Origin of the sequence: Streptosporangium oxazolinicum, assembly GCF_039537505.1 — a bacterium.
GTDB classification, from domain to species: domain Bacteria; phylum Actinomycetota; class Actinomycetes; order Streptosporangiales; family Streptosporangiaceae; genus Streptosporangium; species Streptosporangium oxazolinicum.
This window is the reverse complement of record NZ_BAABAQ010000001.1, coordinates 1,083,867-1,108,472: the sequence shown is the minus strand read 5'-3', so window position 1 is coordinate 1,108,472 and position 24,606 is coordinate 1,083,867. Positions and strand designations below refer to the sequence as shown.

Here is a 24,606-nt window from a genome sequence, read left to right as displayed (position 1 = left end):
GGGGATGTTCAAGGCGATGATCGTCGCGCGACAGGCCATTCCAGAGGCCGTCAATGCCACATGATGTGCTCTGAGCCGCTAGAATGAAATCGAATTCCGGACACGTCCGTTTGCGTGTCACCCCCCGGCGCGCATGCCGGCTTCCCTGGGTGAACGCATCGGGGCATTCACGACGGTGACGGGCACGGCGGGGCTACATGTTGTCTCCCTGCCGCGTGTCCGCGGCAGGAGGATTTCGCACTTGTCCTACGACGCTAGCTCAATCACCGTTCTCGAAGGGCTCGAGGCGGTCCGTAAGCGCCCCGGCATGTACATCGGCTCCACCGGCGAGCGCGGTCTGCACCACCTCGTCTACGAGGTCGTCGACAACTCCGTCGACGAGGCCCTGGCCGGACACGCCGATCGGATCGAGGTCACCCTGCTCGCCGACAACGGCGTGCGGGTCGTCGACAACGGCCGTGGCATCCCCGTGGGGAACGTCCCCGGCGAGAACCGTCCCGCGGTCGAGGTCGTCCTGACCGTGCTGCACGCGGGAGGCAAGTTCGACGACAAGTCGTACGCGGTCTCCGGCGGTCTGCACGGCGTGGGCGTCTCCGTCGTCAACGCGCTGTCCAGCAAGCTCGACGTGGAGATCCGCACCGACGGCCACCGCTGGCGCCAGAGTTATGTCGAGACCAGGCCCACCGCCCCCCTGGCCAAGGGGGAGAAGACCGACGAGACCGGCACCTCGATCACCTTCTGGGCCGACGAGACCATCTTCGAGACCACGACCTGGCACTTCGAGACCCTCGCGCGCCGCTTCCAGGAGATGGCCTTCCTCAACAAGGGCCTGACGATCTCGATCAGGGACGAGCGCCCCGACTTCGTCGACGGCGAGGAGGGGGAGCCCAAGGAGGTCACCTACCACTACGAGGGCGGTCTGTCCGACTTCGTCAAGCACCTCAACTCCAAGAAGGAAGCCGCGCACGTCTCGGTGATCGACTTCGAGGAGCAGGGCGAGGGCATCGCCGTCGAGATCGCGATGCAGTGGAACAACTCCTACAGCGAGTCTGTCTACACCTTCGCCAACACGATCAACACCGCCGAGGGCGGCACCCACGAGGAGGGCTTTCGCGCGGCGCTGACGTCCATCGTCAACCGCTACGCGCGCGAGCAGAAGTTCCTCAAGGAGGGCAAGGACGACAACCTCGCCGGAGAGGACATCCGCGAGGGTCTCACCGCGATCATCTCGGTGAAGCTGGCCGACCCGCAGTTCGAGGGCCAGACCAAGACCAAACTGGGCAACACCGAGGCCAAGTCGTTCGTCCAGAAGGCCTGCAACGACCACCTGCGCGACTGGTTCGAGCGCAACCCCGGCGAGGCCAAGGACATCATCACGAAGTCCCTGCAGGCCTCCCGGGCCCGCCTCGCGGCCCGCCAGGCCCGCGACCTGACCCGGCGCAAGTCACTGCTGGAGTCGGGCTCGGGACTGCCGGGCAAGCTGGCCGACTGCCAGTGGAGCGACCCGGAGAAGTGCGAGCTGTACATCGTCGAGGGTGACTCGGCGGGCGGCTCCGCCAAGGGCGGCCGCGACTCCAAGTTCCAGGCGATCCTCCCGATCCGCGGCAAGATCCTCAACGTCGAGAAGGCCCGGATCGACAAGGTCCTGCAGAACAACGAGGTCCAGGCGCTGATCACCGCCATGGGCACGGGCGTGCACGACGAGTTCGACATCGCCAAGCTCCGCTACCACAAGCTCATCCTGATGGCGGACGCCGACGTCGACGGCCAGCACATCACGACGCTGCTGCTGACCCTGCTGTTCCGCTTCATGCGGCCCCTGATCGAGGCCGGGCACGTCTACCTCTCCCAGCCGCCCCTCTACAAGATCAAGTGGGACCGGAAGGGCGAGGACGCCTCCTACGCCTACTCCGACCGCGAGCGCGACGCGGTCATCCAGGCCGGCATCGAGGCGGGCAAGCCCGACCCCCGGCCGCGCGACAACGTGCAGCGCTTCAAGGGTCTGGGCGAGATGAACGCCGCCCAGCTCTGGGACACGACCATGAACCCCGACACCCGCCTTCTCCTCCAGGTCACCCTTGACGACGCGGCCCAGGCCGACGAGCTGTTCAGCGTGCTCATGGGTGAGGACGTCGAGGCCCGCCGTTCCTTCATCATTAGGAACGCCCGGGATGTCCGTTTCCTCGACGTATAGCGGTAGCCGTACCAGAAAAGGATCCTGACCTGTGACGGAAGTCAACACCCCGCCCGGCCCTCCGATCGACCGCGTCGAGCCGGTCGACATCCAGTCCGAGATGCAGCGCAGCTACATGGACTACGCGATGTCGGTCATCGTCTCGCGCGCGCTGCCGGACGTCCGTGACGGCCTCAAACCGGTGCACCGCCGCGTGCTGTACGCCATGTACGACGGCGGCTACCGGCCCGACCGGGGCTACTTCAAGTGCTCCCGCGTCGTCGGTGACGTCATGGGCTCCTACCACCCGCACGGCGACGCGTCGATCTACGCGACCGTGGTGCGGATGGCCCAGCCCTGGTCACTGCGCTACACGCTGGTCGACGGGCAGGGTAACTTCGGCTCGCCGGGCAACGACCCGCCGGCGGCGATGCGCTACACCGAGTGCAAGCTCGCGCCCATCGCGATGGAGATGCTGCGCGACATCGACAAGGACACCGTCGATCTCGTCCCCAACTACGACGGGCGCTCCCAGGAGCCGCTGGTCCTGCCCTCGCGTTTCCCCAACCTGCTGGTCAACGGGGCGGCGGGCATCGCGGTCGGCATGGCCACCAACATCCCGCCGCACAACCTGCGGGAGGTGGCCGGAGGCATCGTCTGGGCCCTGCAGAACCCCGAGGCCGACGACGAGGAGCTCCTCGAAGCGCTGATCGCCCGGGTCAAGGGGCCCGACTTCCCCACCGGCGCGCTGATCGTCGGCCGCCGAGGCATCGACGACGCCTACCGCACCGGCCGAGGCTCGATCACCATGCGGGCGATCGTCGAGGTCGAGGAGGACGCCAAGGGCCGTCAGTGCCTGGTCGCCACCGAGCTTCCGTACCAGGTCAACCCGGACAACCTCGCGCTGACCATCGCCGAGGCGGTGAAGGACGGCCGGATCAGCGGCATCGCCGACGTCCGCGACGAGAGCTCCTCGCGCGTCGGCCAGCGCCTGGTGATCGTGCTCAAGCGCGACGCGGTCGCCAAGGTCGTGCTGAACAACCTCTTCAAGCACACCCAGCTGCAGACCACCTTCGGCGCCAACATGCTCGCCCTGGTCGACGGCGTGCCGCGTACGCTCAGGCTCGACCAGTTCGTCCGCCACTACGTGGCGCACCAGATCGAGGTCGTGGTCCGCAGGACCCGATACCTGCTGCGCAAGGCCGAGGAGCGGGCGCACATCCTGCGCGCGCTGCTCAAGGCCCTGGAGCGGATGGACGAGGTCATCGCCCTGATCCGGCAGTCGCCCTCGGCGTCCGCGGCGCAGGGCGGCCTGATGACGCTGCTGGAGATCGACGAGATCCAGGCGCAGGCCATCCTCGACATGCAGCTGCGCAAGCTGGCCGCCCTGGAGCGCCAGCAGATCACCGACGAGTACGACGCGCTGATGACGCAGATCACCGAGTACCAGGCGATCCTCGCCTCGCCCGAGCGGCAGCGCACGATCGTCCAGGACGAGCTCACCGAGCTCACCGGTCGGTACGGCGACGACCGCAAGACCGAGATCGTCGCCTACGAGGGCGACATGTCGATCGAGGACCTCCTCGCCGAGGAGGACATGGTCGTCACGATCACCCGCGGTGGCTACGCCAAGCGAACCAACACAGATCTTTACCGGGCGCAGAAGCGCGGCGGCAAGGGCGTGCGGGGCGCGCAGCTGCGCCAGGACGACATCGTCGACCACTTCTTCGTCACCACGACCCACCACTGGCTGTTGTTCTTCACGAACAAGGGCCGCGTCTACCGGGTCAAGGCGTACGAGCTGCCCGACTCCGGCCGCGACGCGCGCGGGCAGCACCTGGCGAACCTGCTGGCCATGCAGCCGGACGAGGTCGTCATGGAGGTTCTTGACCTGCGTGACTACGAGGTCGCCCCGTACCTCGTGCTCGCCACCCGCAGCGGCCTGGTGAAGAAGACGCGCCTTTCCGAGTACGACTCGCCGCGTACGGGTGGTCTCATCGCGATCAATTTGCGCGAAGATGATGAGGTGATCGCTGCCAGGCTGGTTTCGGAGGACGACGACCTCCTCCTCGTCTCGCGCGGGGCCCAGTCCATCCGCTTCACGGCCTCCGACGAGGCCATGCGCCCGATGGGCAGGGCGACCAGCGGCGTGATCGGCATGCGCTTCCTCGACGGGGACGAGCTCCTGGCGATGAACCGGATCGCCGACGGCGACAACGTGCTCATCGCGACCGAGGGCGGATACGCCAAACGCACCCCTGTGGATCAGTACCCTCTCCAGGGAAGGGGCGGAAAGGGAGTCCTGACCGCCAAGATCGTTAGCGCGCGTGGCAAGCTGGTTGGCGCGGTCATGGTCAGGCCCGAGGACGAGGTTTTCGCGATCACGTCCGCCGGAGGGGTTATCCGGACGAGTGCCGGGGAGATCAAGCAGTCTGGCCGCCAGACGATGGGGGTTCGGCTGATGAATCTGGCGGAAGGGGACAGCGTCGTGGCGCTGGCCCGTAACGCGGAGGCGCTGGAAACCGTAGAAAGCGCCGAGGTGCAGGTGGAGACCGATGAGAACAGGGAAGGGGAGAATCCGTGAGTGCTCAGGGCAAACCGGGATCGCGCCCCGCCTCCTCATCGACACGCGATCAGGCGACGGAGAAGATGGACAAGACCGCTGGAACGAAGGACGTCGAGGCGGCCTCGTCACCGGTTAACGGTAGCGCGCCCGCGCCGGAGACCGATGAATCGGTATCCGACGATCGCAAGGGCAGGAAAAAAGTGACGACGACAGAGGGCGGCAAGCAGGCCGACACCACGGTGCGGATCCGTCCAAGCGGATCTCCACCCTCCTCCGCGCCACCACCCCCGCTGCAGTCGCCCGCACCGCCCCCGCAGCCCTCGCCCCCGTCCGGGGGGCCGGGCCGTCCCCCGGCAGGGCAGCAGAACAACCGGGCCCCGTGGTCGCCCGGCAGCCTGTCGTCGCCCCAGGCCCCGTCGGACGCGGCCGACAGGAAGGCCAAGGACGTCGGTGGCTCCAGGTCGCCCCGCAAGGCGCACCTGGTGCTGCGCAGGGTCGAGCCGTGGTCGGCGATGAAGTTCAGCTTCGTCGTGTCACTGGTCTGCTTCGTGGTGCTGTTCATCGCGGTCGCGGTGCTCTACATGGTGCTGTCCGGCCTCGGGGTGTTCGAGAACATCATCCAGACGGTCACCCAGCTGACGACGGCCGACGGCAAGGCCACCAGCGGCGTCGACATCGCCTCCTGGTTCGAGCCGGTCCGCATCCTGGGCTACACCGCCCTGATCGGCGCGGTGAACGTCGTGCTGATCACCGCCCTCTCCACCCTCGGCGCCGTGATCTACAACGTCGCCTCCGACCTGGTCGGCGGCGTGGAGGTCACCTTCAGCGAGGCCGAGTAGCCGATCCGTCGCATGTCCTCGCCCTTTCGGGGGCGAGGACATGGCGCGAGCAGGTACCGAAACAGGGTAAGCTTTTCCCTGTTCGAGCGAACGGGTTCGCCTCCTCCACATGGGTGCGAGACCGTTCGCCCGTGTGATGAGGGGCTATAGCTCAGACGGTTAGAGCGCTTCCCTGATAAGGAAGAGGTCCCAGGTTCAAGTCCTGGTAGCCCCACCCAGCTCAGAGGCCATTTCCCGGCAGGGAAGTGGCCTTTTTCGATCTTCCGGGTGACTAAGTGAGTGACTACGCCTCCATGGTCTCACCGGGAAAGATCAGGTTCATTGCCTCAGCCCCTTCGAGCAGTACCGGCCGGAGTTGCTTCCGGTAGACCTTCTCCGTCACCACGGTCCCCTTGTGGCCGACCAGGCGGGAGATGTTCTCCAGGGCCATGCCGGAGTCGGAGAGCAGCGAGACGAAGCTGTGCCGCATCTCTCGGGGCGTCCACTCGTCAGGGTCCAGGTCGGTCCTCTTGAGGATCACCCGGAAGGCCCGGCGGACGTTGGCCGCGTCCAGTTCGGTGCCGTGCTTGCTCGCGAAGACGAGATCGTTCTCCTGCCACAGGTCCCCCGCCTTCTCCTGTGCGAGTGCCTGCCGCTCACGATGCCCACACAGCGCGTCCACGCACAGCCTGGGGAGAGCGAGCGTCCGCCGGGACTTCTCGGTCTTGGTGTCTCCCCCGACCCGCACCGAGCGCCACACCATGATTGACGGAGGCACCGGAGGATCAGCGTTCGGCTGGCCGTCCAGGTCCACATGCGCCCAGGTGAGCGCCCGTAACTCCTCAGTTCTGGCGCCGATGAGGAGCGACACCACGACGTAGGCGTACAGGATCGCCCCCTCGGCGGCCTTGAGTATCGACGCCGCCTGGTCGAGCGTCAGCGACTTCGAGGGACGGCCCTCCTGCCCTTTGGGGATCTCGCACAGCATCACCACGTTGCGCTTGACCTTGTCGCGCGCCTGGGCGCGGGCGATGGAACGCTTGAGAACCGAGTGGATCTTACGCAGGGTCTCCGTGCTCAGGATCTTCGCCTTGGCAGCCAGCCACCGGTCCACGTCGTCGGCGGACAGCTCCCGCAGTTTGCGAGCACCCAACGCGGGGATCACATGCTGCTCCGCCAGGATGCGGCGGTTCGTGATCGTGGAGGCTTCCCGCCCGTTGAGACCGAACTCCAGCCAGTCGCGTACGGCGTCGCCCACGGTGTAGTTGTGCGCAGCCGTGGTCAGGCCGTCGTCGTAGTCGCGGATGATCTCTTTGAGCATGGCCTTGGCTTCGGTCTTGGTCTTGCCGCTGGCCTTCTTGACGATGCGCTTTCCGGCCGGGGTGTAGCCGACGGTGACTGAGGCGATCCAGCGTTCGCGGGTCTCGTCCCAGTGCAGGCCGCCGTCTCCCCGGCTGCGTCGTGTGGTCATGATGCCCTCGCTTCCTGTCCGAGAAGGGCCATGGGGTCGGGGATTGGCTCAAAGTTTCTTTACTGGTTCAAGTCGACCCGCCTACGGCGTGCCGCGCGCTGGCCGGTCGCGGGCCGCGCTGCGGCTCTTCGGCCGGTCGCGGCCCGCACCGCCAGCGCAGATGCTGGAGTCCTCCCGTTCTGCGCCTACTCTCATCAATTTTCGCTAAAGTGCCAAGCACTGATCCATGGTGCGAAGGACCGATATGTCCCTTACGTCAAGCCTTGCCGCCCTGCAGGGTCGCGATGACCTCATGGCCTATGGCGCAGATAAAGGGCTAATGCTGTTTGCCCTTCAGCTTCAGTTTGGAATTCAAGACATCGACTCCGTCGCCGCAGTGGCTTTGACGGATGGGTCCAATGATAAGAAGTGTGACTTAGTATATGTTGACCGCGATAGCGGCATCATTGTCCTTGCGCAGGGTTATTGTGCGCAGGATTTGAGTAAGAAAGAGGCGCCGGCTAATAAGGCAAGTGATCTCAACACGGCGGCGACCTGGCTTCTCACTGGAGATACCGAAAAACTTCCTGAAGTACTCCAGTCAGCCGCCCTGGAGGTTCGGGATGCGCTTGCGCAAGATCAAATCACGAATTTTTATATTTGGTATAACCACAACTTGCCCGAGTCGGATAACGTAAAATCCGAACTCGATCAAGTTGTGGCAACAACCTCGGGGATTCTTAAAACGAACTTTTCACGGGCATCCGTTACTTCGATCGTGGCACAGGAGATCGGGCGCTCTCGGCTTGAAGAGCTTTACCGGCGTGCGCAAGCCCCCATTATCGTCTCGCAGGAATTCACGCTGAAAGTTCCCGGTGGATTTGAAATCGGCGGAGATAAATGGAAGGCGTATTGTACATCAGTTTCAGGAAGATGGCTGCGCGACCTCTGGCAGGATCATCAACTGGATTTGATGTCTCCTAATGTTCGTGGATACCTGGGTATTGTGCGTAGTGAGCGCAATATCAACTATGGAATCAAGACCACAGCACGCGAAAACCCTGCACGTTTTTGGATCTACAATAACGGTTTGACGATCCTGACGAACAAATATGTTGTTCGTCAGGACGGGGCTGATCTATACCTCGACATCAGTGGGGTTGGCGTTATCAACGGTGGTCAGACGACCGGTTCGCTGGGAACGCTCAATGGAAGTGATACTGAAAACCTCGATGAAGTTCAGGTTATGGCCCGATTTGTTTCCTGCAGCGACCCGGGGGTTCTTGGGGAAATTGTTAAATACAACAATACGCAGAATAAAGTAGAGGCTACCGACTTCCGTAGCAAGGACCCGGTCCAAGAGCGGCTGCGTACTGAATTCGCCGATATTCCCGAAGCGGACTACCGTGGCGGTCGGCGGGGCGGGATTCGTGACGCAATTGAGCGTTCAAAAAATCTGCTTCCGGACAACACTGTCGCTCAGGCGCTGGCGGCGTTTCACGGCAAACCGAACATTGCCTACAACGAGACTCGTAGAATCTGGGAAGAGGACGCGGTCTATGCAAGCATCTTCTCCGAGAAGACGACCGCTGGTCATGTAGTTTTCGCTTTTTCGCTCCAGCGAGCAATTGAGGAGATCAAACGTGATCTTTCTCGGATGGATGACTCTGAGAGAACAGCTCCCCAGCGACGCCAGCTTACGTTTCTTCGCAAGCGTGGGTCGATCTCGCTGTTGGTGACAGCCATTGCTGAAAGTATGGAAAGCATCACCGGGAATGTGATAGCCGATCGGTGGTCGCTTGCATTCCGTGATAACTGCTCTCCGAAAATAGCTGCCGAACGATGGAATGGGCCGATTCTGGCGCTGCTGCCTTTCGTTAATCAGCTTTCCGGTGCTGCAGACAACGACCTTAAGAGTAACGATCGAGTCCGTGAAGCTGTTGAGCGTTTTCAGTCAATGGCTGAAGCGACGGTTGAGGCAAACTCTCAAATCTATGGCGAATTCGCGAGTCATCTAAGCTGACTCGCTGTCAGTCGCGCGAAAGAATTAAGAGTGTAGAACTTCCGCCATTGATTCATTCATGTCTGAGGTAGGTGTCTCCCCCGCCCCCGCTACCGGAGTGTTCGTGTCCCTCGGTCGGCGTCAACTCCGTCTGTACCTGTTGGGTGAGAGTTGCTGTGCACGTCGGGGCGGACGGACACGCGAAGACGGAGTTGACCCCTCGGTCGGGACACACAATCTGGCAGCCATCGGGGGCGGGGGAGGAATGGGCCAGGAGCCGTGCATGGTGATCTCTGGCAGGCGTGACGACGCGGTCCCTCCAGATCCACGCCGTCACGCCGGTCTAGCGGGCGTGCCCGGACAGCAGCGCCATCCAGGTCGCCCGAGTCGTGGCGATCGACCAGCAGTGGCTCTCTTCCACCCGGTGGCCGCCGTCGAGTTGGAGGGTGCGCCGGATGAAGCCTTGTCCACCGCCTTGGAGCAGCTCGTACACCGTGGCCCGGCATCCGCATGTCCATGCCACTGGCCGTGCCCGTTCCAACACCTGGTCGGGCTTGTGCCAGTCGAGCCTGGTGTGATCACGCTGTGCCATGCCCAGGTGCGGGCTCACGCACGTCTCAACCGACATCACAACGGCGCTGCCTGCGTCGCTGCTGTCGGAGCGGGTGCGGAGCGCGTTGTGCGCAGGTCGGTGTAGCGGGCGGCGATCCGGTGCGCGGCCGTGGCCGGGTTGCCCGCTGTATGGGCCGCATACTTCCTGCGGCCCGTCCGCATGGAGTACTCCCCGTTCCACCACATGAAGCGAAAACCGTCGGACCAGACGAGCAGGTCCACCCACACACTCAGCAAGGTCACGCCGTGCCCCTGGTGGACATCGGCGGTTATCCCGAGATCATCGAGAGCGGTGCGGAGTTGTTCGGCCGCGTGAGAGGAACGGGCGGCTTTTGTGATCACTGTGTCGTGGGTCATCGCTTCTCCGGGAGGTCTCGGATAGTCGTGACGGGGCGGGTCAAACAGGTGGCCGCAACTCGTGTCCGCCCTGCGATAGCGGGACGTTTGTTGAGGCTTGATACGTCCCTAAGCATGCTGACCAGCGCCGGGACGGGAAACTTCGTTTGAGGACGGCGACGGGACGTCTTGGGAGGCGTATAAACGTCCCATGGCACCCAACGAGCGCTTACGGTCCGCGCTGCTCAGTGCGGGCATCAGCGTCCGGCAACTGGCCGAGGCGGTGGGAGTCGATCCCAAGACCGCCGAACGCTGGGTCAACACCGGCCGCACACCACACCCAGGGATCGCCCACCGAGCCGCGACCGTGCTCCAGGAAGACCTCGCCAACCTGTGGCCCGCGATCGAGCAGGGGCGGCGACGCCATCAAGGGAGCGGTGAACTGATCGCTGCCTACCCCACCCGCGCCTCTGCGCCCCTGGACATGTGGCGGACCCTGTTTGAGCGCGCCGAGCAGCACATCGGCGTCCTGGTCTACGCCGCGAACTTCCTGCACGAGTCATGGCCGAACCTCAAGGAGGTTCTCACGTCGAAGGCGCGGGAGGGATGCCGCGTGCGCATCCTGCTCGGTGACGCCGACTCGCCCGTCATCCGGGGCCGGGGTGCCGAAGAGCGGTTCGGGCATGGCATCGAGTCACGGTGCCGGGTGGCGCTCATGCACTACCGCCCCCTGGCGGAGTCGTCGAACGTCGAGCTGCGCGTGCATGACACCACGCTCTACAACTCCCTGTTCCTGGGGGACAACCACATGATCGTCAACGCGCACGTCTTCGGCATGAACGCTTATGGCGCTCCGGTTTACCACCTGCGCCGCATGCGTGAGGAAGGGTTGTTCGACACCTACGCCACCAGCTTCGAGGCAGTGTGGGAACAAGCCCGGCTTCCAGGGAAGGAGGCGTAGATGGCCCGTACCGAGTACTACGACGACCCCGACGCTCCCGAGCCGAACAGCCTGGTCGTGGGGGTGTCCGCCGTGGTCGTCGATGACGAGGGGCGCATCCTTATGCAGCGACGTACCGACAACGGGCTGTGGGCGCTGCCCGGCGGCGGGATGGATCTCACCGAGTCGGTGCCGCAGGCGGCCGTACGGGAGGTGAGAGAGGAGACCGGCTACGACGTCGAGGTGACCGGGATGGTCGGCCTCTACACCGACGCCCGGCACATCATCGCCTACACCGACGGGGAGGTCCGCAGACAGTTCAACGTCTGCCTGACCGCCCGCGTCGTCGGCGGAGCGCTCGCGGTCAGCGACGAATCCACCGACGTCCGCTGGGTCAGTCGTGAAGAGATCGACACATTGTCGATGCACCACACCCAGCGACTCCGGATCGGGCACTTTCTCGCCGGGACGACCGCGCCGTACATCGGCTGAACCGGCACGTTCCTGAGTGACCAACTGAGTGACAACGGCCACGTACAGCCCCGGACATCGGTGGATCACCATGGACCGTATGTGCAGGTGGGAGCGGGTGTAGCCCATGGTCCCGCCCCCTCCCGCCTTGCCTGATAAGGAAGAGGTCCCAGGTTCAAGTCCTGGTAGCCCCACTTTGGAGACAGGAGACCCATGGTCGCGGCTTTGCCGCTTCCATAGGTCTCCTTCGTCGTTCACACGGGGGGACGCCCCCCCGAACCCCCCGGTGTGGGGTGGCCCCCACGCCCCCGAGCTTCGCGCATGGTCATCAAGACGCCGCCGAGTTCGAAGATCCAACGGTTCAGGTCGGCTCCGGGGACAGGCACGTCCCGGTCTGGCGCACCTGGGGCGGGGGGAGAAATGGGCCAGAAGCCTGCATGGTGGCTCCTGGGAGGCGTGACGGCGCGGTCCCTCCAGATCCGCGCCGCCACGCCGGTCTAGCGGGCGTGCCCGGACAGCAGTGCCGTCCAGGTCGCCCGAGCCTCAGTGATCGACCAGCGGTGGCTCTCGTCCACCTGGTGGCCGCCGTCGAGTTGCGTGGTGCGCCGGATGAACGCCCGCCCGCCGCCCTCGCACAGCTCATAGACCGTCGCCCGGCACACGCAGGTCCACGCCACCGGCCGCACTCGCTCCAAGACCTGGTCGGGTGTGTGCCAGTCGAGCCGGACATGATCGCGTTGTGCCATGCCCAGGTGCGGGCTCACGCAGGTCTCCAACACCATCACATCGGTGCCACCTCTGCTCTCAGCGCTCTCAGCGGAGGCGCGGGGTGCGTCGTGCGGAGATCGGCGTAGCGGGCGGCGATCCGGAGAGCCGCCGCTGCCGGATTCTCCGCCGGGTGTGCCGCGTATTTCCTGCGGCCCGTCCGCGCGGAGCGCTCGCCGTTCCACCACATGAAGCGGACGCCGTCGGACCAGACGAGCAGATCCACCCACACACTTAGCAAGGCCGCGCCGTGCCCATGGTGGAGGTCGGAGGTGATGCCCAGGCTCTCAAGCTCCGCGTGAAGTCGTTGCATCGAGCGCAGAGCCGGATCCTCAGTCGTCGAAACCCGTGAAGTAATCATCACGTTCAGCTAAGCCGCCGCGCTCCTGCAGGGCACGATGGCAATGGGAGACAGCCAGGGATACGGCCGTAGCCGCGAATATCCGGAGGTGAACGATGGGCACCCCAGGAACACCCCCCGAGTGGGCCGTACGGCTGCGCGAGGAGCGCAAGGCCAAGGTCGGCACCGTGGCCGACATGGCACGTCGGCTCAAGGAGGTCGCCGGAGAACAGCGCGGCAAGCTGCCCGGCGTCGACGACCTCACCCGGACGATCCGGGGATGGGAACGCGGCGACCACTACCCCAGCGAGCGCTACCGCCTGCTGTGCGCCCGCGCGCTGCGGAGCACCGAGGCCGACCTGTTCGACCTCGCCGAGCGCCCCAGCCTGCCGGTGCCCGCGCTGCCCCTGCCGACCGTCGCACCCGACGCCGATCTGTTCGAGCGGATCGCCCGCAGCGTCCAGCAACCCGGCCGGGTGGACCAGCGCATCGTGGACTGGCTGGCGACCTGTCTTGCCGAACACCGCAAGGTCGAGGACACCATTGGATCGCGTCCGTTGCTTGGCATCGTGCGACAACAACTCGGCGTGGTGGTCGAGCTCGCCCAGAACGCCCGCGGTTCGCTGGCCGACACGGTGGTCGACCTGGCCGCGCAGTACGCCCAGTTCGTCGCGTGGATGTCGCTGGACGTCGACGACCAGGCCGCCGCTCTGGCCTGGTATGACCGCGCGCATGATTGGGCGTTGGAGATCGATGACGTGAACATGGCCACCACCACGCTCAGCATGAAGGCCCACCAGGCTTGGAGCGCGGGCAACGCCCGCAGGTGTGTCCGGCTCGCCGACGCGGCCCGCTGGCACGATGGCCGGGTGACGCCGGGGGTGCGGGGGATGGCCGCGCAGATGGCCGCCCGAGGTCACGCGCTCGCCGGTGGTGCCAGGCCCGCCCGCACGCTGCTGGACGAGGCCGAGGCGTTGATCCGCCGGGCCGCCGAGCACGCCGACGACGAGCCGGTGTGGATGTACTTCTACGACGAGACGTGGTTCCGCCTTCAGCGCGGCATGACCGAACTGCATCTGGCCAACTGGCCCAGGGCGATCGACCTGCTGACGGACGGGCTGTCCGGCCTGCCGAGGAGCTACAAGCGAGATCGCGCCTGGTACGGCTCGTGTCTGGCCAAGGCCCACGCTCAGGCCGGAGACGCGGCGGCGGCCGTAGAGGTGAGTCTTCCCGTCGTGGCCGACGCCGTGGAGCTGAACCGCCACGCCCGCAAGGAACTGGTCGATGTCGCAGCCCTTGTTCGGCAGAGAGGGTCATCTCAGGCCGCCACCTTGCGAGAGGCTCTCACGGCTGCCGACCGCACAGGTGGGGGCTGAACCTACGCCACCGGCTTCGAGGCAGCGTGGGAACAGTCTCGGCTCCCGGAAAGGATGCGTAGATGGCCCGTACCGAGTACTACGACGATCCCGAGGCGCCCGAGCCGAACAGTCTGGTCGTGGGGATGTCCGCTGTGGTCGTCGACGACCGTGGTCGCATCCTCATGCAGCGGCGCACCGACAACGGGTTGTGGGCGCTGCCCGGTGGTGGGATGGACCTCACCGAGTCGGTGCCGCAGGCGGCCATACGGGAGGTGCGGGAGGAGACCGGTTACGACGTCGAGGTGACCGGGATGGTCGGCCTCTACACCGACGCCCGGCACATCATCGCTTACACCGACGGAGAGGTACGCCGTCAGTTCAACGTCTGCCTGACGGCCCACGTCGTCGGCGGGTCACTCGCGGTCAGCGACGAGTCGACCGACGTCCGCTGGATCAGTCCCGATGAGTTCGAGGAACTGCCGATGCACGACACCCAGCGACTCCGAATAGGGCACTTTCTCGACGGGACCGTCTCGCCGTACATCGGCTACGTCGGGAATCCAGCGGGGTAGAGGTTTTGAAACACCGGTGCCGCGCTGGGGTGACCGGATAGCGCCCCCGACCTTTTGTGTCTTAGATTCCGTGGCTGGCCGCATCCGGCGTCAGCGCGAGCACCCCGGTTCCCCGGACCTTTGCCTCGCGCGTCAAGGTGAACGGGCTGACGCCGTACGCGGCGGCGATCTCAGGGGCCAGGTGGAAGGCGGCCCATGTCCACTCCTCGATCTGTTCACTGCTCGCGGCCTGCGGGTCTCCGTCGGCCGGAAGCCCTAGTTCCAAGCGTCGTGCCTGTTCCTGGGGCAGCGGATCGCCGAGGGTGAGCAGTTCGTCATCGAGCTCGCCGGTTGCCGCGTACCGGCGTACGACACTGCCGTGCTCGGCTACCAGCCATGCCGAGCCGTCCCCTTGCTCACCGTAGTAGTAGGCCTGGGCCCCTCCATAGCGGGCACTGAGCGCCTTGCACAACCTGAGCACATCCTCGTGACGCTCGCTGTCGCAAGGATTGCACCAGGCCCCGATGACCAGGGTCCAGCTGTCTACTTCGGGGGTGACAAAGACTCGCGACAGGTGATGGCGATCATCCGGGTTGCCGTGTGCATCGGCGTCGATAACCTCTTGGGCCTCGGCGAACGTGATCGGTGTGGGCGAGGACAGGCTCAAGACTTCCATGACGCCCGCCTGGTCACCGGTCGGGACCGCGATCCAGTGATTCCAGCACGTCGATACCGGCCCAGGCCAGTCCTTCACCTCTGCCACCTCTGCCCGCACGAGCCCACTATGCCAGGCCCCAGAGTGGCCGGTGCGGAGGTTGAATCTCAAAATGAGTGACCAACTGGGTGACAACGACCCCGGACGTCGAGATGGGCGCGGCCGCTCGCCAGAGGAGTGGTTACGCGGTTGCGCAGGCTCTGGTCGTCCGCGGGTTCCGCCGCGTGGACCGCCCGGCGGGGCGCCCGGGACCGGCGGGGTCCGCCGGTCCCGGGCCGGGAGAGGTGGTGGGTACGCGCCGCCGTACCCGCCACCGTGGTTTACGAGATCGTCTGGGTGAAGGTGGGGGTGGACTCCTGGTAGGTCTGGGTGGTCGGCTGGAAGTTGAAGGAGTAGCTCAGGCGGTCACCGGAGCGCAGGCTGACCGGCAGTTCCCACCGGCTTGCCGAGGCGTTCCATGTCAGGAAGTAGTTGGCCTCGCCGCCTCCGTTGACGGTGTACCGCACGGTGACGAAGCTCGCGGTGAAACCGTTCGGCCTGAACCAGATCAGTGAGCGGTCGGCCCCCTGGGTGTAACGGCCCGGTGTCACGGTGGGGGTGGGGGTCGGCGTCGGACGGGGGGTCGGCGTGACGGTGGGGGTGGGGGTCGGCGTCGGGGAGGGTACGACGCCGGTGCCGTTGACGTAGATCGGCTTGCGCAGTTCGGCGAGGAAGCGGTCGCGGATCAGGGTGTTGCCCTGGACGCGGGAATCGCCCCAGTAGCCGTTGGCGCAGCCGGGCCCGCCGGCCTGGGCGCCGTCGGCGCACCTCCAGAGCGACTGGCTCTCCCAGTCGGTGTTGATGTAGGAGACGGCGCGGATGACGTCGCGGTTGTTCTCGATCAGGGGGAAGAACCCGGCGTACCACTGGTTCCAGATCGTCTCGGCGCTCGCGGCGCCGGGCTGCTTGGTGAAGATGCAGCTGCGGGTGCCGGTTCCGGTGCTGTAACCCTGGGGCGCGGCCTCGGCGATCATCGCGGGCTTGCCGTGGGCGCGGGCGAAGTCCAGGATCCGGCTCTGCGCCTGGGCGGGAGGCAGGTCGGCGGTCCGGCAGCCCCACTGGGTGGGGATGGAGGCGGAGTTGTAGAAGGACGACAGGCCGACCCAGTCCACGACGTCGTCACCGGGGTACCACTTGCTCAGATGAGCCGGGTCGGTGACGACGTAGTTCCATTCGGGGCGCTCGGGGGAGGTGTTGAGCGGCCAGGCGGCGCTCTGCCAGACGGTGGCGACCCTCGTGGCGCCGAGGGCGTCGATGCGGCCCTTGATGTAGCGGAAGGCCCGCTTGTAGAAGTCGGCGTTGTAGCAGTTCCACGGGCCGTCGAACTCGTAGCCGATGCGCAGGTAGACCGCCCGGTTGTAACCCTTGAGCCGGTTGACCATCTCGTCGACCTTGGCGCGGTACTGGCTGACCAGCGCCGGGGTCAGGTCGGCGTCGCCGTTGGCGATGATGGCCCGCAGCGGCTGGTTGCCGCAGCCGCTGGAGGTGTCGGACAGGTAGAGGCCGACCGCGAGGGCACCGTCGGGATACTGCGACAGGGTGGCGGGGAAGTCGACGCGGCCGGCGCCCCAGTCGGCGGGGGCCGCCATGCCGGCCAGGGGCGGTGGATCGCCGCCGAGGACGAGGTTGGTGTAGAGCGTGACACCGCCCGGCCTGGGCGTCAGGCCCCGGTCCAGCACGTCGCGCTTGTAGTCGGACAGGGTGCTGCTGTCCTGGCCCATCAGGAACAGCACCTTGCCGTCGGCCGGCAGGTTCCGGCCGCTGACCGCGGCCGCCGAGGCGGTGCCCGAGGTGGCGTCCGCGACGACGGCCGGTGCGGGCCGCGCCGGGGTCAGGACCGCGGCCATCGCGGCCGCGGTCACGGCGATCGCGCCCAGGCCTTTGAACATGCGCATGCGATGCTCCAATACACATGGTGGGGGGGATCGGCTCGCAGCACCCGACCCGCCCGCGGATGTGGAGCTCTGCGCGCCATGGTGATCCGAAGGCGACCGCAAAGTCAATGTTTCGTGAAAGTTTCGATCCTGTTTTACGCGGACGCCGTGCTCTCCCGGACGACGAGCCGGGTGGCCAGCTCCACCCGGGGCGTGTCCACCGGCTCGCCGTCGACGAGCCGGACCAGCAGGCGGGTGGCCATCGCGGCCATCTCCACGATGGGCTGGCGCACCGTGGTCAACGGAGGGCTGACCCAGCGGGCCACCGGCACGTCGTCGAAACCGACCACGCTGACGTCGGCGGGCACGCGCAGGGAGCGCTCGCGCAGCGCCTCGTAGACACCGAAAGCCTGCTGGTCGCTGGCCGCGAAGATCGCGGTGGGCGGCTCGGCCAGGTCGAGGAGGGCGGCGGCGTCCTCGCGGCCCGAGTGGTCGGTGAAGCGGCCGTGGCGCAGGTAGCCGTCGGGAACGGCGAGCCGGGCCCGCTCCATCGCCGCCCGGTAGCCGTCCGCGCGGGCCTGGCTGCACAGCAGGTCGCGGGGGCCGCCCAGGTGGGCGACGCGGGTGTGGCCCAGCCCGATCAGGTGCTCGGTGGCACTGAGCCCACCGGCCCAGTTGGTGGTGCCGACGGCCGGTACGTCGGGGTCGAGCTCGCCGACGGGATCGACGACGACGAACGGCACACCCAGGGCGTCCAGCCGGGCGCGCTCGGTCGGAGACAGCTCCGAGACCACCAGGACGACGCCGTCGGAGCGGCGGGCGGCCAGGTTCTCCAGCCACTCGCGGGTGGCCGAGGAGCGGCCGTGTACCGCCGAGACCACCATGCCGATCCCCGACTCGTGGCAGACCTCCTCGGCGCCGCGGATGACCTCGGTCGACCAGGCGCTGTCGAGCTCGTTGACCACCAGGTCGACCAGGCCGACGTCGCCGCGCCGATGGGAGCGGCGACGCTCGTAGCGGTGCCGCCGTAGCGCGGACTCCACCCTGGTCCGGGTCGCGGACGAGACGTCCGAGCGGCCGTTGAGCACCTTGGAGACCGTCGCGACGGAGACCCCGGCCTCCTCGGCGATGTCGGAGATCTTGACGCGTTCCTTCGCCACCTGCTCCCCCTTCGTGTGGGTCGGAGCCTACATCGAAATTTTCGTAATCACCCAGCCGACCAGCTCCGACGCGTACGTCATCGATCCGTGACGCATGGACCTGCGCCGATGCCATTGACCTGAGCGGGCGGGCGCGGTTACGGTACTCGAAAATCTCGCGAAAATTTCGATCACAATCATGAGAACCACCCCTTGAAGTACCGAGAGGAGTCCGGGATGAGCATCCGTACCCGGCTCGGCATGGCCACCGGCCTGGCGGGCCTGCTGCTGGCCGCGGCCTGCGGAAGCGGCGGCACGACCGACGCCCCCGCCACCGGCGGCGGTGCGGCGGCCTCGACCTCCGCGGAGAAGGTCGAGCTGACCTACTGGCACTTCATCGACCAGACCAAGATGGTCGAGAAGTGGAACCAGACGCACCCGAACGTCCAGGTCAAGTACGAGAGCCTGCCGTCGGACACCTACTTCACCAAGCTGCAGGCCGCGGTCAAGGCCGGTACGGCCCCGGACGTGGCCCTTGTCGAGTACCAGATGATGAACACGATGGTGGCCGCCGACGCGCTGGAGGACATCTCCACGCACCTGCCCGCCGGCCTCGGTGAGAAGTTCCCCGCCTGGTCCTGGCAGCAGTCCACCCAGGACGAGAAGGTCTACGGCGTCCCGCAGGACATCGCCCCCATGGGCATGTACTACCGCGCCGACGTCTTCGACAAGCACGAGATCGAGGTGCCGAGGACCTGGGAGGAGTACGCCGCGGCCGCCGAGAAGCTGGCCAAGGCCGACCCCAAGGTCAAGATGGCGGTCTTCTCCCCCCAGCAGGCCGGCCAGTGGGCGGGTCTGACCTGGCAGAACGGCGCCAAGTGGTACACCGCCGAGAGCGACGCCTGGAAGGTCACCCTCAACGACGACAGGTCCAAGCAGGTCGCCGCCCTCTGGCAGCGCATGATCGACGCCAAGGCCGTCGCCGGCGGCGCGGACTTCTCCCCGGAATGGGTCAAGGGCCTGACCGACGGCACCATCGCCACCTGGATCGCCCCCTCCTGGGCCCAGTCCTACATCAAGGGCTCCATGAAGAAGGCCGAGGGTAAGTTCAAGGTCGCCCCGATGCCCCAGTGGGCCGACGGCGGCACCGCGGCCGGCAACTGGGGCGGCTCGGCGCTGTCGGTGCCCAAGGGCTCCAAGCACGCGAAGCAGGCCGCGGAGTTCATCACCTGGCTGAACACCGATCCCGAGGCCGTCGACCTGGCGGTCGACACCAACGGCATCTTCCCCGCCCTGGTCTCCGGCCAGAGCTCCCCGGCCTTCACCAAGGAGGACCCGTTCTTCGGCGGGCAGAAGACCCAGGAGGTCTTCCTGGCGGCGCAGCGGGGCGTGGACCCGGACTTCACCTGGGGCCCGAACATGACCACCGTGTTCGCCATGTTCAAGGACGAGTTCGGCAAGGCCGTCAACGGCGAGGGCACCCTGTCCGACGCCCTCGACCGGGTCCAGACCCGCGCCGTGCAGGACATGCGCAAGCAGGGCTTCCCGGTCGCCGGGTGACGGTCCGCACCAGAGGTTTCCGTACGGCCGTTTCCGGCGCACCCGCCCGTGAACCGGGGCGGCCGTACGGGACACCCCCTCGAAGGAGTTCCCATGAGCCAGGTGGCCGCGCCGCCGCGCCGTACCGGCCGTGACGGCGGCGCCCCCCGCCCCGCGCCCCGCCGCCGAGACCCGCGCGGGATCGGTGTACGGGCCGTCCCCTACGTGATGGTCGCGCCCTTCGCCGCGCTCTTCGCGGTGTTCTTCCTCGTCCCGGTGGGCATCGCGGTCCGCCAGAGCCTGCACGGCACCGAGCGGGCCGGCCTGCTCGGCAGGCCCCGCGAGGTCTTCGTGGGCCTCGGCAACTACGCCGAGGTCCTCACCGACCCGGGTTTCCACTCCGGGCTGCTGCGGGTGCTCGGCTACGTCCTGCTCACCATCCCGGTGATGCTGGTGCTCTCGGCCGGGTTCGCGCTCATCCTCGACTCGGGCATCGTACGGCTGCGCCGCCTGCACCGGATGGCGATCTTCCTGCCCTACGCGATCCCCGTCGTCGTGGCCACCCTGGTCTGGGGTTTCTTCTACCAGCCGGAGTTCAGCCCGATCGTCGGCGCGCTGCGGTCGCTCGGCCTCGCCACGCCCGATCTGCTGGAGGGCGACGCGCTGCTCGGCTCGATCGCCAACGTCGCGGTCTGGCAGTGGACCGGCTACAACATGATCATCCTGATCGCCGCGCTGCAGGCCGTACCACCGAGCGTGTACGAGGCGGCGCGGCTGGACGGCTGCGGCGAGCTGGCCCTCGCGCTGCGCGTGAAGCTGCCGATGCTCGTGCCCGCGATGCTGCTGGCGTTCATCTTCTCCCTGATCGGAGCCTTCCAGCTGTTCAACGAGCCCGCGGTGCTGCGGCCGCTGTCCAGCAGTGTCACCGCCGACTACACGCCCAACCTCTACGCCTACTCCAAGGCGTTCACCGACGCCCAGCCCGGGTACGCCGCGGCCGTGGCCGTGGTGCTGGCGCTGGCGACGTTCGCCTTCTCGTTCGTGTTCCTCCGCGCCGGCCAGCGAAGGGGTGCCCTGTGAAGCGTCTCGGCCTCCCCCTGACCCAGCTGGTGCTGCTGCTGTCCGCCGCCTACTTCCTGCTCCCGCTCGCCTGGGTGCTGGTCAACGCGACCAAGGGCAGCGAGGACCTGTTCAGCACGATCGGCTTCGCGTTCGGCGAGCGGTTCGCGCTCTTCGACAACATCGCCGAGCTGGGCACCTACCAGCACGGCCTGTTCTGGCGCTGGATGCTCAACACCGTGCTCTACGCCGGCGTCGGCGCCACGGTGGCGACCCTGCTCGCGGCCCTGGCGGGCTACACCATGGCCAAGTACCGGTTCCGGGGCTCGGGCACCCTGTCGGTGCTGATCCTCGGCGCGGTCCTGGTGCCGACCACCGCCCTGGCGCTGCCGCTGTACTTCCTGATGGTGGACCTCGGCCTGGACAACAATCCGCTCGCGGTCATCCTGCCGAGCTGCGTCAGCCCGATCGGCGTCTACCTGGCCCGGATCTACGCCCGGTCCTCGGTGCCGAACGAGGTGATGGACGCGGCCCGGGTGGACGGCGTGGGAGAGTACGCGATCTTCTTCTCGATCTCCGCCCGGTTGATGGCACCGGCCCTGGTCACCATCTTCCTGTTCCAGTTCGTCGCGATCTGGAATAACTTCTTCCTGCCGCTGGTGATGCTGAACGAGCGGGCGCTGTATCCGGTCACCCTCGGCCTGGTCGACTGGAACTCCACCCCGCCCTCCTCCGGCAACGTCATCTACCACCTGGTCGTCACCGGCGCGCTCGTCTCGGTCGTCCCGCTGGTGGCCGCGTTCCTGCTGCTCCAACGCCACTGGCGCGCCGGCCTGGCCGCCGGGAGCGTCACCGCCTGACCCGCGCCGCCCGCCCCGCCCCGCCGACCCGCGCGTCCCATCGCGGCCACCGTGACCACCACGGTCGTCGCGCCCGCCGTGTGGAGTCGTACGGCGGCGGGCGGACCGCGCACGTCCCGCAACCGTCACCCCGTCCACGCAAGGAGACCGTTCCCGCATGCCCTCCGCCCTCGCCCGCAACCCGGTCCTGCGCGGCTCCCACCCCGACCCGTCCATCCTGCGGGTCGGCGAGGACTACTACATCGCCACCTCGACCTTCGAGTGGTGTCCCGGGGTGCGTATCCACCACTCCCGCGACCTGGCCCACTGGCGCTGCCTGGGGGGCGCGCTGACCCGGCCCGCGCAGGTCGACCTGACCGGCGTGCCCGACTCCGGCGGCGTGTGGGCACCCTGCCTGTCCTACGCCGACGGCCTGTTCTACCTGGTCTACTCCGACGTGGAGAGCTTCGGCGGCTTCTGGGACACCCCCAACTTCGTCGTCACCGCCACGTCACCCGAGGGCCCGTGGTCGGATCCGGTCCCGCTGCACGCCCGCGGCTTCGACCCCTCGCTGTTCCACGACGACGACGGCCGCAGCTGGCTGCTGAGCAACCGCTGCGACTGGCGTCCCGGGATGCCCTGGGCGTCGGGCATCATCGTCCAGGAGTACTCCCGGGCCGAGGGCAAGCTGATCGGCACCCCAGAGGTGATCTTCACGGGCACCGAGGCGGGCTACACCGAAGGACCGCACCTGTATCGCAGGGACGGCTGGTACCACCTCGTCACCGCCGAGGGCGGCACGAGCTGGGAGCACCAGGTGACCGTCGCCCGCTCCCGCTCGATCCTGGGCCCGTACGAGCCGGACCCGGCCGGTCCCGCGCTGACCGCCCGCCACGACCCGTCGCTGACACTGCAGAAGGCCGGGCACGCCAGCCTCGTCGACACCCCCGGTGGCGACTGGTTCCTCGTCCACCTGACCGGCCGCCCGCTGACGCCGCGCGGGCGGTGCGTGCTCGGTCGCGAGACCGCGCTGCAGCGCGTCACCTGGCCTGCCGGCGGCTGGCCCCGGGTCGAGGGCGGTGTGCCGGCCGAGGTCGTACCACTCCCGCTCGAAGCCCACCCGTGGCCTCGGGAGCAACCGGACGGGGGCTGGACGGGAACGGAGTGGAGCACGCTTCGCCGCCCGGCGGACGAGGACTGGATGACCGTCCGCGACGGCCGTCTGCGGGTGCGCGGCGGCCAGTCCCCCTGGTCCCGGGTACGGCCCAGCCTGGTCGCCCGGCGGGCGACCTCCACCCGCTGCGGCCTGACCGTCCCGGTGGACTTCGCCCCGGAGGACTCCCAGCAGCTGGCCGGGATCACCGCCTATTACAACACCCAGAGCTGGTACTTCCTCGCCGTCACCTTCCGGGAGGGGATCGGCCGCTGCCTGGAACTGCTGGCCAGTGACCGCGGCGAGCTCACCGTCCTGGCGGGGGCCCCGACCAGACTGCCCGACGCCAGGCCGGTGCACCTGCGGGTGGAACTCGACGGGGCCGACCTGCGCTTCTCCCATTCCCGCGACGCCGAGACGTGGACCACCCTCCCGGCGGTGCTCGACGCGGGCATCCTGTCCGACGAGCACGCCACCGACGGCCGCTCCTGGGGCTTCACCGGCGCGTTCCTCGGCGTCTGGGCCGTCGACCTCACCGGAGGCGGAGTCCAGGCCGACTTCGGAGTCCCCGCCTACACGGAACTGTGATCACGCTCGGACGCCGTCCGGCCCGCCCCGGCGGGCCGGGGCGGGGAGGCGCCGCCGGAGAGCGACCATGACGCACGCGTGACGGAGGTCGTGAACACGCGTTCTCACAGTGAGATCGGCCGCGGTCAGGGCGGGCTTCCAGATCTGGTTCCGGAACGCCTCGGCCGGGATGTGGCCGTCTGTTCGCGAACGCGGGGCTGGCGGGGACTCGCGCTGTTCTTCGCGACCGTCTCGGCCTCCCCTGAGAGCGAGGGCTTCCCCTGAGGGCGAGGGCCTCCCCTGAGGGCGGGGGCCTCCCCTGAGGGCGGGGACTCGCCCGACCGGTGGATGAGACGGTCCGGCGGTCACCCCTGAGAGGGGGATCGGTTGTCCCTGGATGAGTTGTGCCTTCATCCCCGGGTTCGCGGGACGGATCGTTGGTGGTGGAGGGCATCTCGGTCCGTGTGTCCCGCACGGCGGCCCTGCCAGCATGGCAAAACGGCGAAGGAGTCCGGGATGAGCCTGAACACGATCGCTTTGATCACTGGAGGGAACAGGGGACTGGGCCGGGCCACGGCCCTGAAGCTCGCGGAGGCGGGCACCGACGTCATCGTGACCTACCGGTCGAACAAGGACGAGGCCGCCGAGGTCGTGGACGCGGTCACCGCGCTGGGACGCAGGGCCGTCGCGCTGGAACTGGACACCACGGCGTTCGACACCTTCGCGGCCTTCGCCGTCGCGGTCCGGGACGCGCTGGAGACCACGTGGGAGCGTGACACGTTCGACTTCCTGGTGAACAACGCCGGGGTGGCCGCGGCCACCCCGGTGGGCGAGACCACGGTGGAGGCGTTCGACCTCCTGGTGAACGTGCACTTCAAAGGCGTGTTCTTCCTCACTCAGAGTCTGCTGCCGCTCCTGGCCGACGGCGGCCGTGTCGTGAACCTCTCGACCGGGCTGACCCGGTTCGTGGGCGAGGGGTGGTCGGTGTACGCCTCGCTCAAGAGCGCGATCGAGACCTGGAGCAAGTATCTGGCCAAGGAACTGGGCGGGCGCGGCGTCAGCGTGAACGCCGTCGCTCCCGGTCCGATCGCCACCGACTTCGGCGGCGGCGCGATCCGCGACAACGAGCAACTGCGCGAGCACCTGGGCAGCCAGGCAGCCCTGGGCCGGGTCGGCGTGCCCGAGGACATCGGCGCCGTGATCGCCGCTCTCCTCGCCCCGGGAACGGGCTGGATCACCGGCCAGCGCATCGAGGCCTCCGGCGGCACCCTGCTCTGAACAACTCACCGGCGTCGGTTTC

21 protein-coding genes and 1 tRNA gene are annotated in these 24,606 nt (G+C 67.3%); 14 read left to right on the top strand and 8 right to left on the bottom strand.

Annotated features, from left to right (window positions below; all coding sequences use genetic code 11):
• The first annotated feature begins 241 nt into the window (after positions 1 to 241).
• From gyrB to ABD817_RS05220, 4 genes are all read left to right on the top strand, one after another.
• The gene (gyrB, locus tag ABD817_RS05235) at positions 242 to 2,194 is read left to right on the top strand and encodes a DNA topoisomerase (ATP-hydrolyzing) subunit B (protein ID WP_344915496.1); all 1,953 of its coding nucleotides are present in this window, start codon (positions 242 to 244) and stop codon (positions 2,192 to 2,194) included.
• Positions 2,195 to 2,225: 31 nt separating this feature from the next.
• A complete protein-coding gene (gyrA, locus tag ABD817_RS05230) occupies positions 2,226 to 4,757 on the top strand; it encodes a DNA gyrase subunit A (protein WP_344915494.1) in 2,532 nt (843 codons plus the stop codon).
• Positions 4,758 to 4,939: 182 nt separating this feature from the next.
• On the top strand, positions 4,940 to 5,578 hold the full coding sequence (locus ABD817_RS05225) for a DUF3566 domain-containing protein (protein ID WP_344915492.1): 639 nt from the start codon (positions 4,940 to 4,942) through the stop codon (positions 5,576 to 5,578).
• Positions 5,579 to 5,718: 140 nt separating this feature from the next.
• Positions 5,719 to 5,792 (top strand) — tRNA-Ile (locus tag ABD817_RS05220).
• Positions 5,793 to 5,861: 69 nt separating this feature from the next.
• On the opposite strand, the gene ABD817_RS05215 is transcribed toward ABD817_RS05220, so the two are convergent.
• The gene (locus ABD817_RS05215) at positions 5,862 to 7,028 is read right to left on the bottom strand and encodes a site-specific integrase (RefSeq protein ID WP_344915490.1); all 1,167 of its coding nucleotides are present in this window, start codon (positions 7,026 to 7,028) and stop codon (positions 5,862 to 5,864) included.
• A gap of 244 nt (positions 7,029 to 7,272) precedes the next feature.
• Between ABD817_RS05215 and ABD817_RS05210 the strand changes: the two genes are divergently transcribed.
• Positions 7,273 to 9,030, top strand: coding sequence for an AIPR family protein (locus ABD817_RS05210; protein ID WP_344915488.1), 1,758 nt, complete (start codon positions 7,273 to 7,275; stop codon positions 9,028 to 9,030).
• A gap of 322 nt (positions 9,031 to 9,352) precedes the next feature.
• On the opposite strand, the gene ABD817_RS05205 is transcribed toward ABD817_RS05210, so the two are convergent.
• Complete coding sequence (locus ABD817_RS05205; protein ID WP_344915486.1) at positions 9,353 to 9,637, bottom strand: hypothetical protein; 285 nt, start codon at positions 9,635 to 9,637, stop codon at positions 9,353 to 9,355.
• On the bottom strand, positions 9,637 to 9,978 hold the full coding sequence (locus ABD817_RS05200) for a hypothetical protein (RefSeq protein ID WP_344915484.1): 342 nt from the start codon (positions 9,976 to 9,978) through the stop codon (positions 9,637 to 9,639). Before ABD817_RS05200 ends, ABD817_RS05205 begins: the two co-directional genes overlap by 1 nt.
• 190 nt (positions 9,979 to 10,168) lie before the next feature.
• Between ABD817_RS05200 and ABD817_RS05195 the strand changes: the two genes are divergently transcribed.
• Positions 10,169 to 10,918, top strand: a complete 750-nt coding sequence (locus ABD817_RS05195; RefSeq protein ID WP_344915483.1) for a DUF5919 domain-containing protein — start codon at positions 10,169 to 10,171, stop codon at positions 10,916 to 10,918.
• Entirely contained in the window at positions 10,919 to 11,389 is a 471-nt protein-coding gene (locus ABD817_RS05190) for an NUDIX hydrolase (protein ID WP_344915481.1), read from the top strand. It abuts the gene before it with no gap.
• 476 nt (positions 11,390 to 11,865) lie between these two features.
• On the opposite strand, the gene ABD817_RS05185 is transcribed toward ABD817_RS05190, so the two are convergent.
• Both ABD817_RS05185 and ABD817_RS05180 read right to left on the bottom strand, forming a co-directional pair.
• The gene (locus ABD817_RS05185; RefSeq protein WP_344915479.1) at positions 11,866 to 12,150 is read right to left on the bottom strand and encodes a hypothetical protein; all 285 of its coding nucleotides are present in this window, start codon (positions 12,148 to 12,150) and stop codon (positions 11,866 to 11,868) included.
• Positions 12,150 to 12,446 carry a hypothetical protein gene (locus ABD817_RS05180; RefSeq protein ID WP_344915478.1) on the bottom strand — a complete coding sequence of 99 codons (297 nt, stop codon included), beginning with the start codon at positions 12,444 to 12,446 and terminating at the stop codon, positions 12,150 to 12,152. Before ABD817_RS05180 ends, ABD817_RS05185 begins: the two co-directional genes overlap by 1 nt.
• 143 nt (positions 12,447 to 12,589) lie before the next feature.
• Here ABD817_RS05180 and ABD817_RS05175 point away from each other — a divergent pair, with 143 nt between their 5' ends.
• A complete protein-coding gene (locus tag ABD817_RS05175) occupies positions 12,590 to 13,849 on the top strand; it encodes an NsdA family TPR-like regulatory protein (RefSeq protein ID WP_344915477.1) in 1,260 nt (419 codons plus the stop codon).
• A gap of 62 nt (positions 13,850 to 13,911) precedes the next feature.
• Positions 13,912 to 14,403, top strand: coding sequence for an NUDIX domain-containing protein (locus ABD817_RS05170; RefSeq protein ID WP_344915475.1), 492 nt, complete (start codon positions 13,912 to 13,914; stop codon positions 14,401 to 14,403).
• Positions 14,404 to 14,464: 61 nt separating this feature from the next.
• Here the strand turns inward: ABD817_RS05170 and ABD817_RS05165 are convergent, their stop codons facing one another.
• From ABD817_RS05165 to ABD817_RS05155, 3 genes are all read right to left on the bottom strand, one after another.
• Positions 14,465 to 15,136, bottom strand: coding sequence for a hypothetical protein (locus ABD817_RS05165; protein WP_344915473.1), 672 nt, complete (start codon positions 15,134 to 15,136; stop codon positions 14,465 to 14,467).
• Between the two features lie 281 nt (positions 15,137 to 15,417).
• Positions 15,418 to 17,031 carry a glycoside hydrolase family 26 protein gene (locus ABD817_RS05160; protein ID WP_344915471.1) on the bottom strand — a complete coding sequence of 538 codons (1,614 nt, stop codon included), beginning with the start codon at positions 17,029 to 17,031 and terminating at the stop codon, positions 15,418 to 15,420.
• A 134-nt stretch (positions 17,032 to 17,165) separates the two neighbouring features.
• On the bottom strand, positions 17,166 to 18,170 hold the full coding sequence (locus ABD817_RS05155) for a LacI family DNA-binding transcriptional regulator (RefSeq protein WP_344915470.1): 1,005 nt from the start codon (positions 18,168 to 18,170) through the stop codon (positions 17,166 to 17,168).
• Positions 18,171 to 18,386: 216 nt separating this feature from the next.
• Between ABD817_RS05155 and ABD817_RS05150 the strand changes: the two genes are divergently transcribed.
• The 5 genes from ABD817_RS05150 to ABD817_RS05130 all read left to right on the top strand — a co-directional run bounded on the left by ABD817_RS05150 (position 18,387) and on the right by ABD817_RS05130 (position 24,584).
• Complete coding sequence (locus ABD817_RS05150; RefSeq protein WP_344915468.1) at positions 18,387 to 19,709, top strand: ABC transporter substrate-binding protein; 1,323 nt, start codon at positions 18,387 to 18,389, stop codon at positions 19,707 to 19,709.
• A gap of 93 nt (positions 19,710 to 19,802) precedes the next feature.
• A complete protein-coding gene (locus ABD817_RS05145) occupies positions 19,803 to 20,768 on the top strand; it encodes a carbohydrate ABC transporter permease (protein ID WP_344915466.1) in 966 nt (321 codons plus the stop codon).
• Positions 20,765 to 21,607 (top strand): carbohydrate ABC transporter permease, encoded by an 843-nt coding sequence (locus ABD817_RS05140; RefSeq protein WP_344915464.1) that lies wholly within the window; start codon positions 20,765 to 20,767, stop codon positions 21,605 to 21,607. Before ABD817_RS05145 ends, ABD817_RS05140 begins: the two co-directional genes overlap by 4 nt.
• A gap of 157 nt (positions 21,608 to 21,764) precedes the next feature.
• Positions 21,765 to 23,327: a glycoside hydrolase family 43 protein gene (locus ABD817_RS05135; RefSeq protein ID WP_344915462.1), complete on the top strand. Its 1,563-nt coding sequence runs from the start codon at positions 21,765 to 21,767 to the stop codon at positions 23,325 to 23,327.
• 495 nt (positions 23,328 to 23,822) lie between these two features.
• Positions 23,823 to 24,584, top strand: coding sequence for an SDR family NAD(P)-dependent oxidoreductase (locus ABD817_RS05130; protein ID WP_344915460.1), 762 nt, complete (start codon positions 23,823 to 23,825; stop codon positions 24,582 to 24,584).
• Positions 24,585 to 24,606 lie beyond the last annotated feature (22 nt).

Excerpts from the sequence above, each read along its gene's own strand:
- ABD817_RS05215 (WP_344915490.1), bottom strand. The coding sequence starts at position 7,028 with ATGACCACACGACGCAGCCGGGGAGACGGCGGCCTGCACTGGGACGAG.
- ABD817_RS05210 (WP_344915488.1), top strand. The coding sequence starts at position 7,273 with ATGTCCCTTACGTCAAGCCTTGCCGCCCTGCAGGGTCGCGATGACCTC.
- ABD817_RS05205 (WP_344915486.1), bottom strand. The coding sequence starts at position 9,637 with ATGTCGGTTGAGACGTGCGTGAGCCCGCACCTGGGCATGGCACAGCGT.
- ABD817_RS05200 (WP_344915484.1), bottom strand. The coding sequence starts at position 9,978 with ATGACCCACGACACAGTGATCACAAAAGCCGCCCGTTCCTCTCACGCG.
- ABD817_RS05195 (WP_344915483.1), top strand. The coding sequence starts at position 10,169 with ATGGCACCCAACGAGCGCTTACGGTCCGCGCTGCTCAGTGCGGGCATC.
- ABD817_RS05190 (WP_344915481.1), top strand. The coding sequence starts at position 10,919 with ATGGCCCGTACCGAGTACTACGACGACCCCGACGCTCCCGAGCCGAAC.
- ABD817_RS05185 (WP_344915479.1), bottom strand. The coding sequence starts at position 12,150 with ATGGTGTTGGAGACCTGCGTGAGCCCGCACCTGGGCATGGCACAACGC.
- ABD817_RS05180 (WP_344915478.1), bottom strand. The coding sequence starts at position 12,446 with ATGCAACGACTTCACGCGGAGCTTGAGAGCCTGGGCATCACCTCCGAC.
- ABD817_RS05175 (WP_344915477.1), top strand. The coding sequence starts at position 12,590 with ATGGGCACCCCAGGAACACCCCCCGAGTGGGCCGTACGGCTGCGCGAG.
- ABD817_RS05170 (WP_344915475.1), top strand. The coding sequence starts at position 13,912 with ATGGCCCGTACCGAGTACTACGACGATCCCGAGGCGCCCGAGCCGAAC.
- ABD817_RS05160 (WP_344915471.1), bottom strand. The coding sequence starts at position 17,031 with ATGCGCATGTTCAAAGGCCTGGGCGCGATCGCCGTGACCGCGGCCGCG.
- ABD817_RS05150 (WP_344915468.1), top strand. The coding sequence starts at position 18,387 with ATGAGCATCCGTACCCGGCTCGGCATGGCCACCGGCCTGGCGGGCCTG.
- ABD817_RS05145 (WP_344915466.1), top strand. The coding sequence starts at position 19,803 with ATGAGCCAGGTGGCCGCGCCGCCGCGCCGTACCGGCCGTGACGGCGGC.
- ABD817_RS05135 (WP_344915462.1), top strand. The coding sequence starts at position 21,765 with ATGCCCTCCGCCCTCGCCCGCAACCCGGTCCTGCGCGGCTCCCACCCC.
- ABD817_RS05130 (WP_344915460.1), top strand. The coding sequence starts at position 23,823 with ATGAGCCTGAACACGATCGCTTTGATCACTGGAGGGAACAGGGGACTG.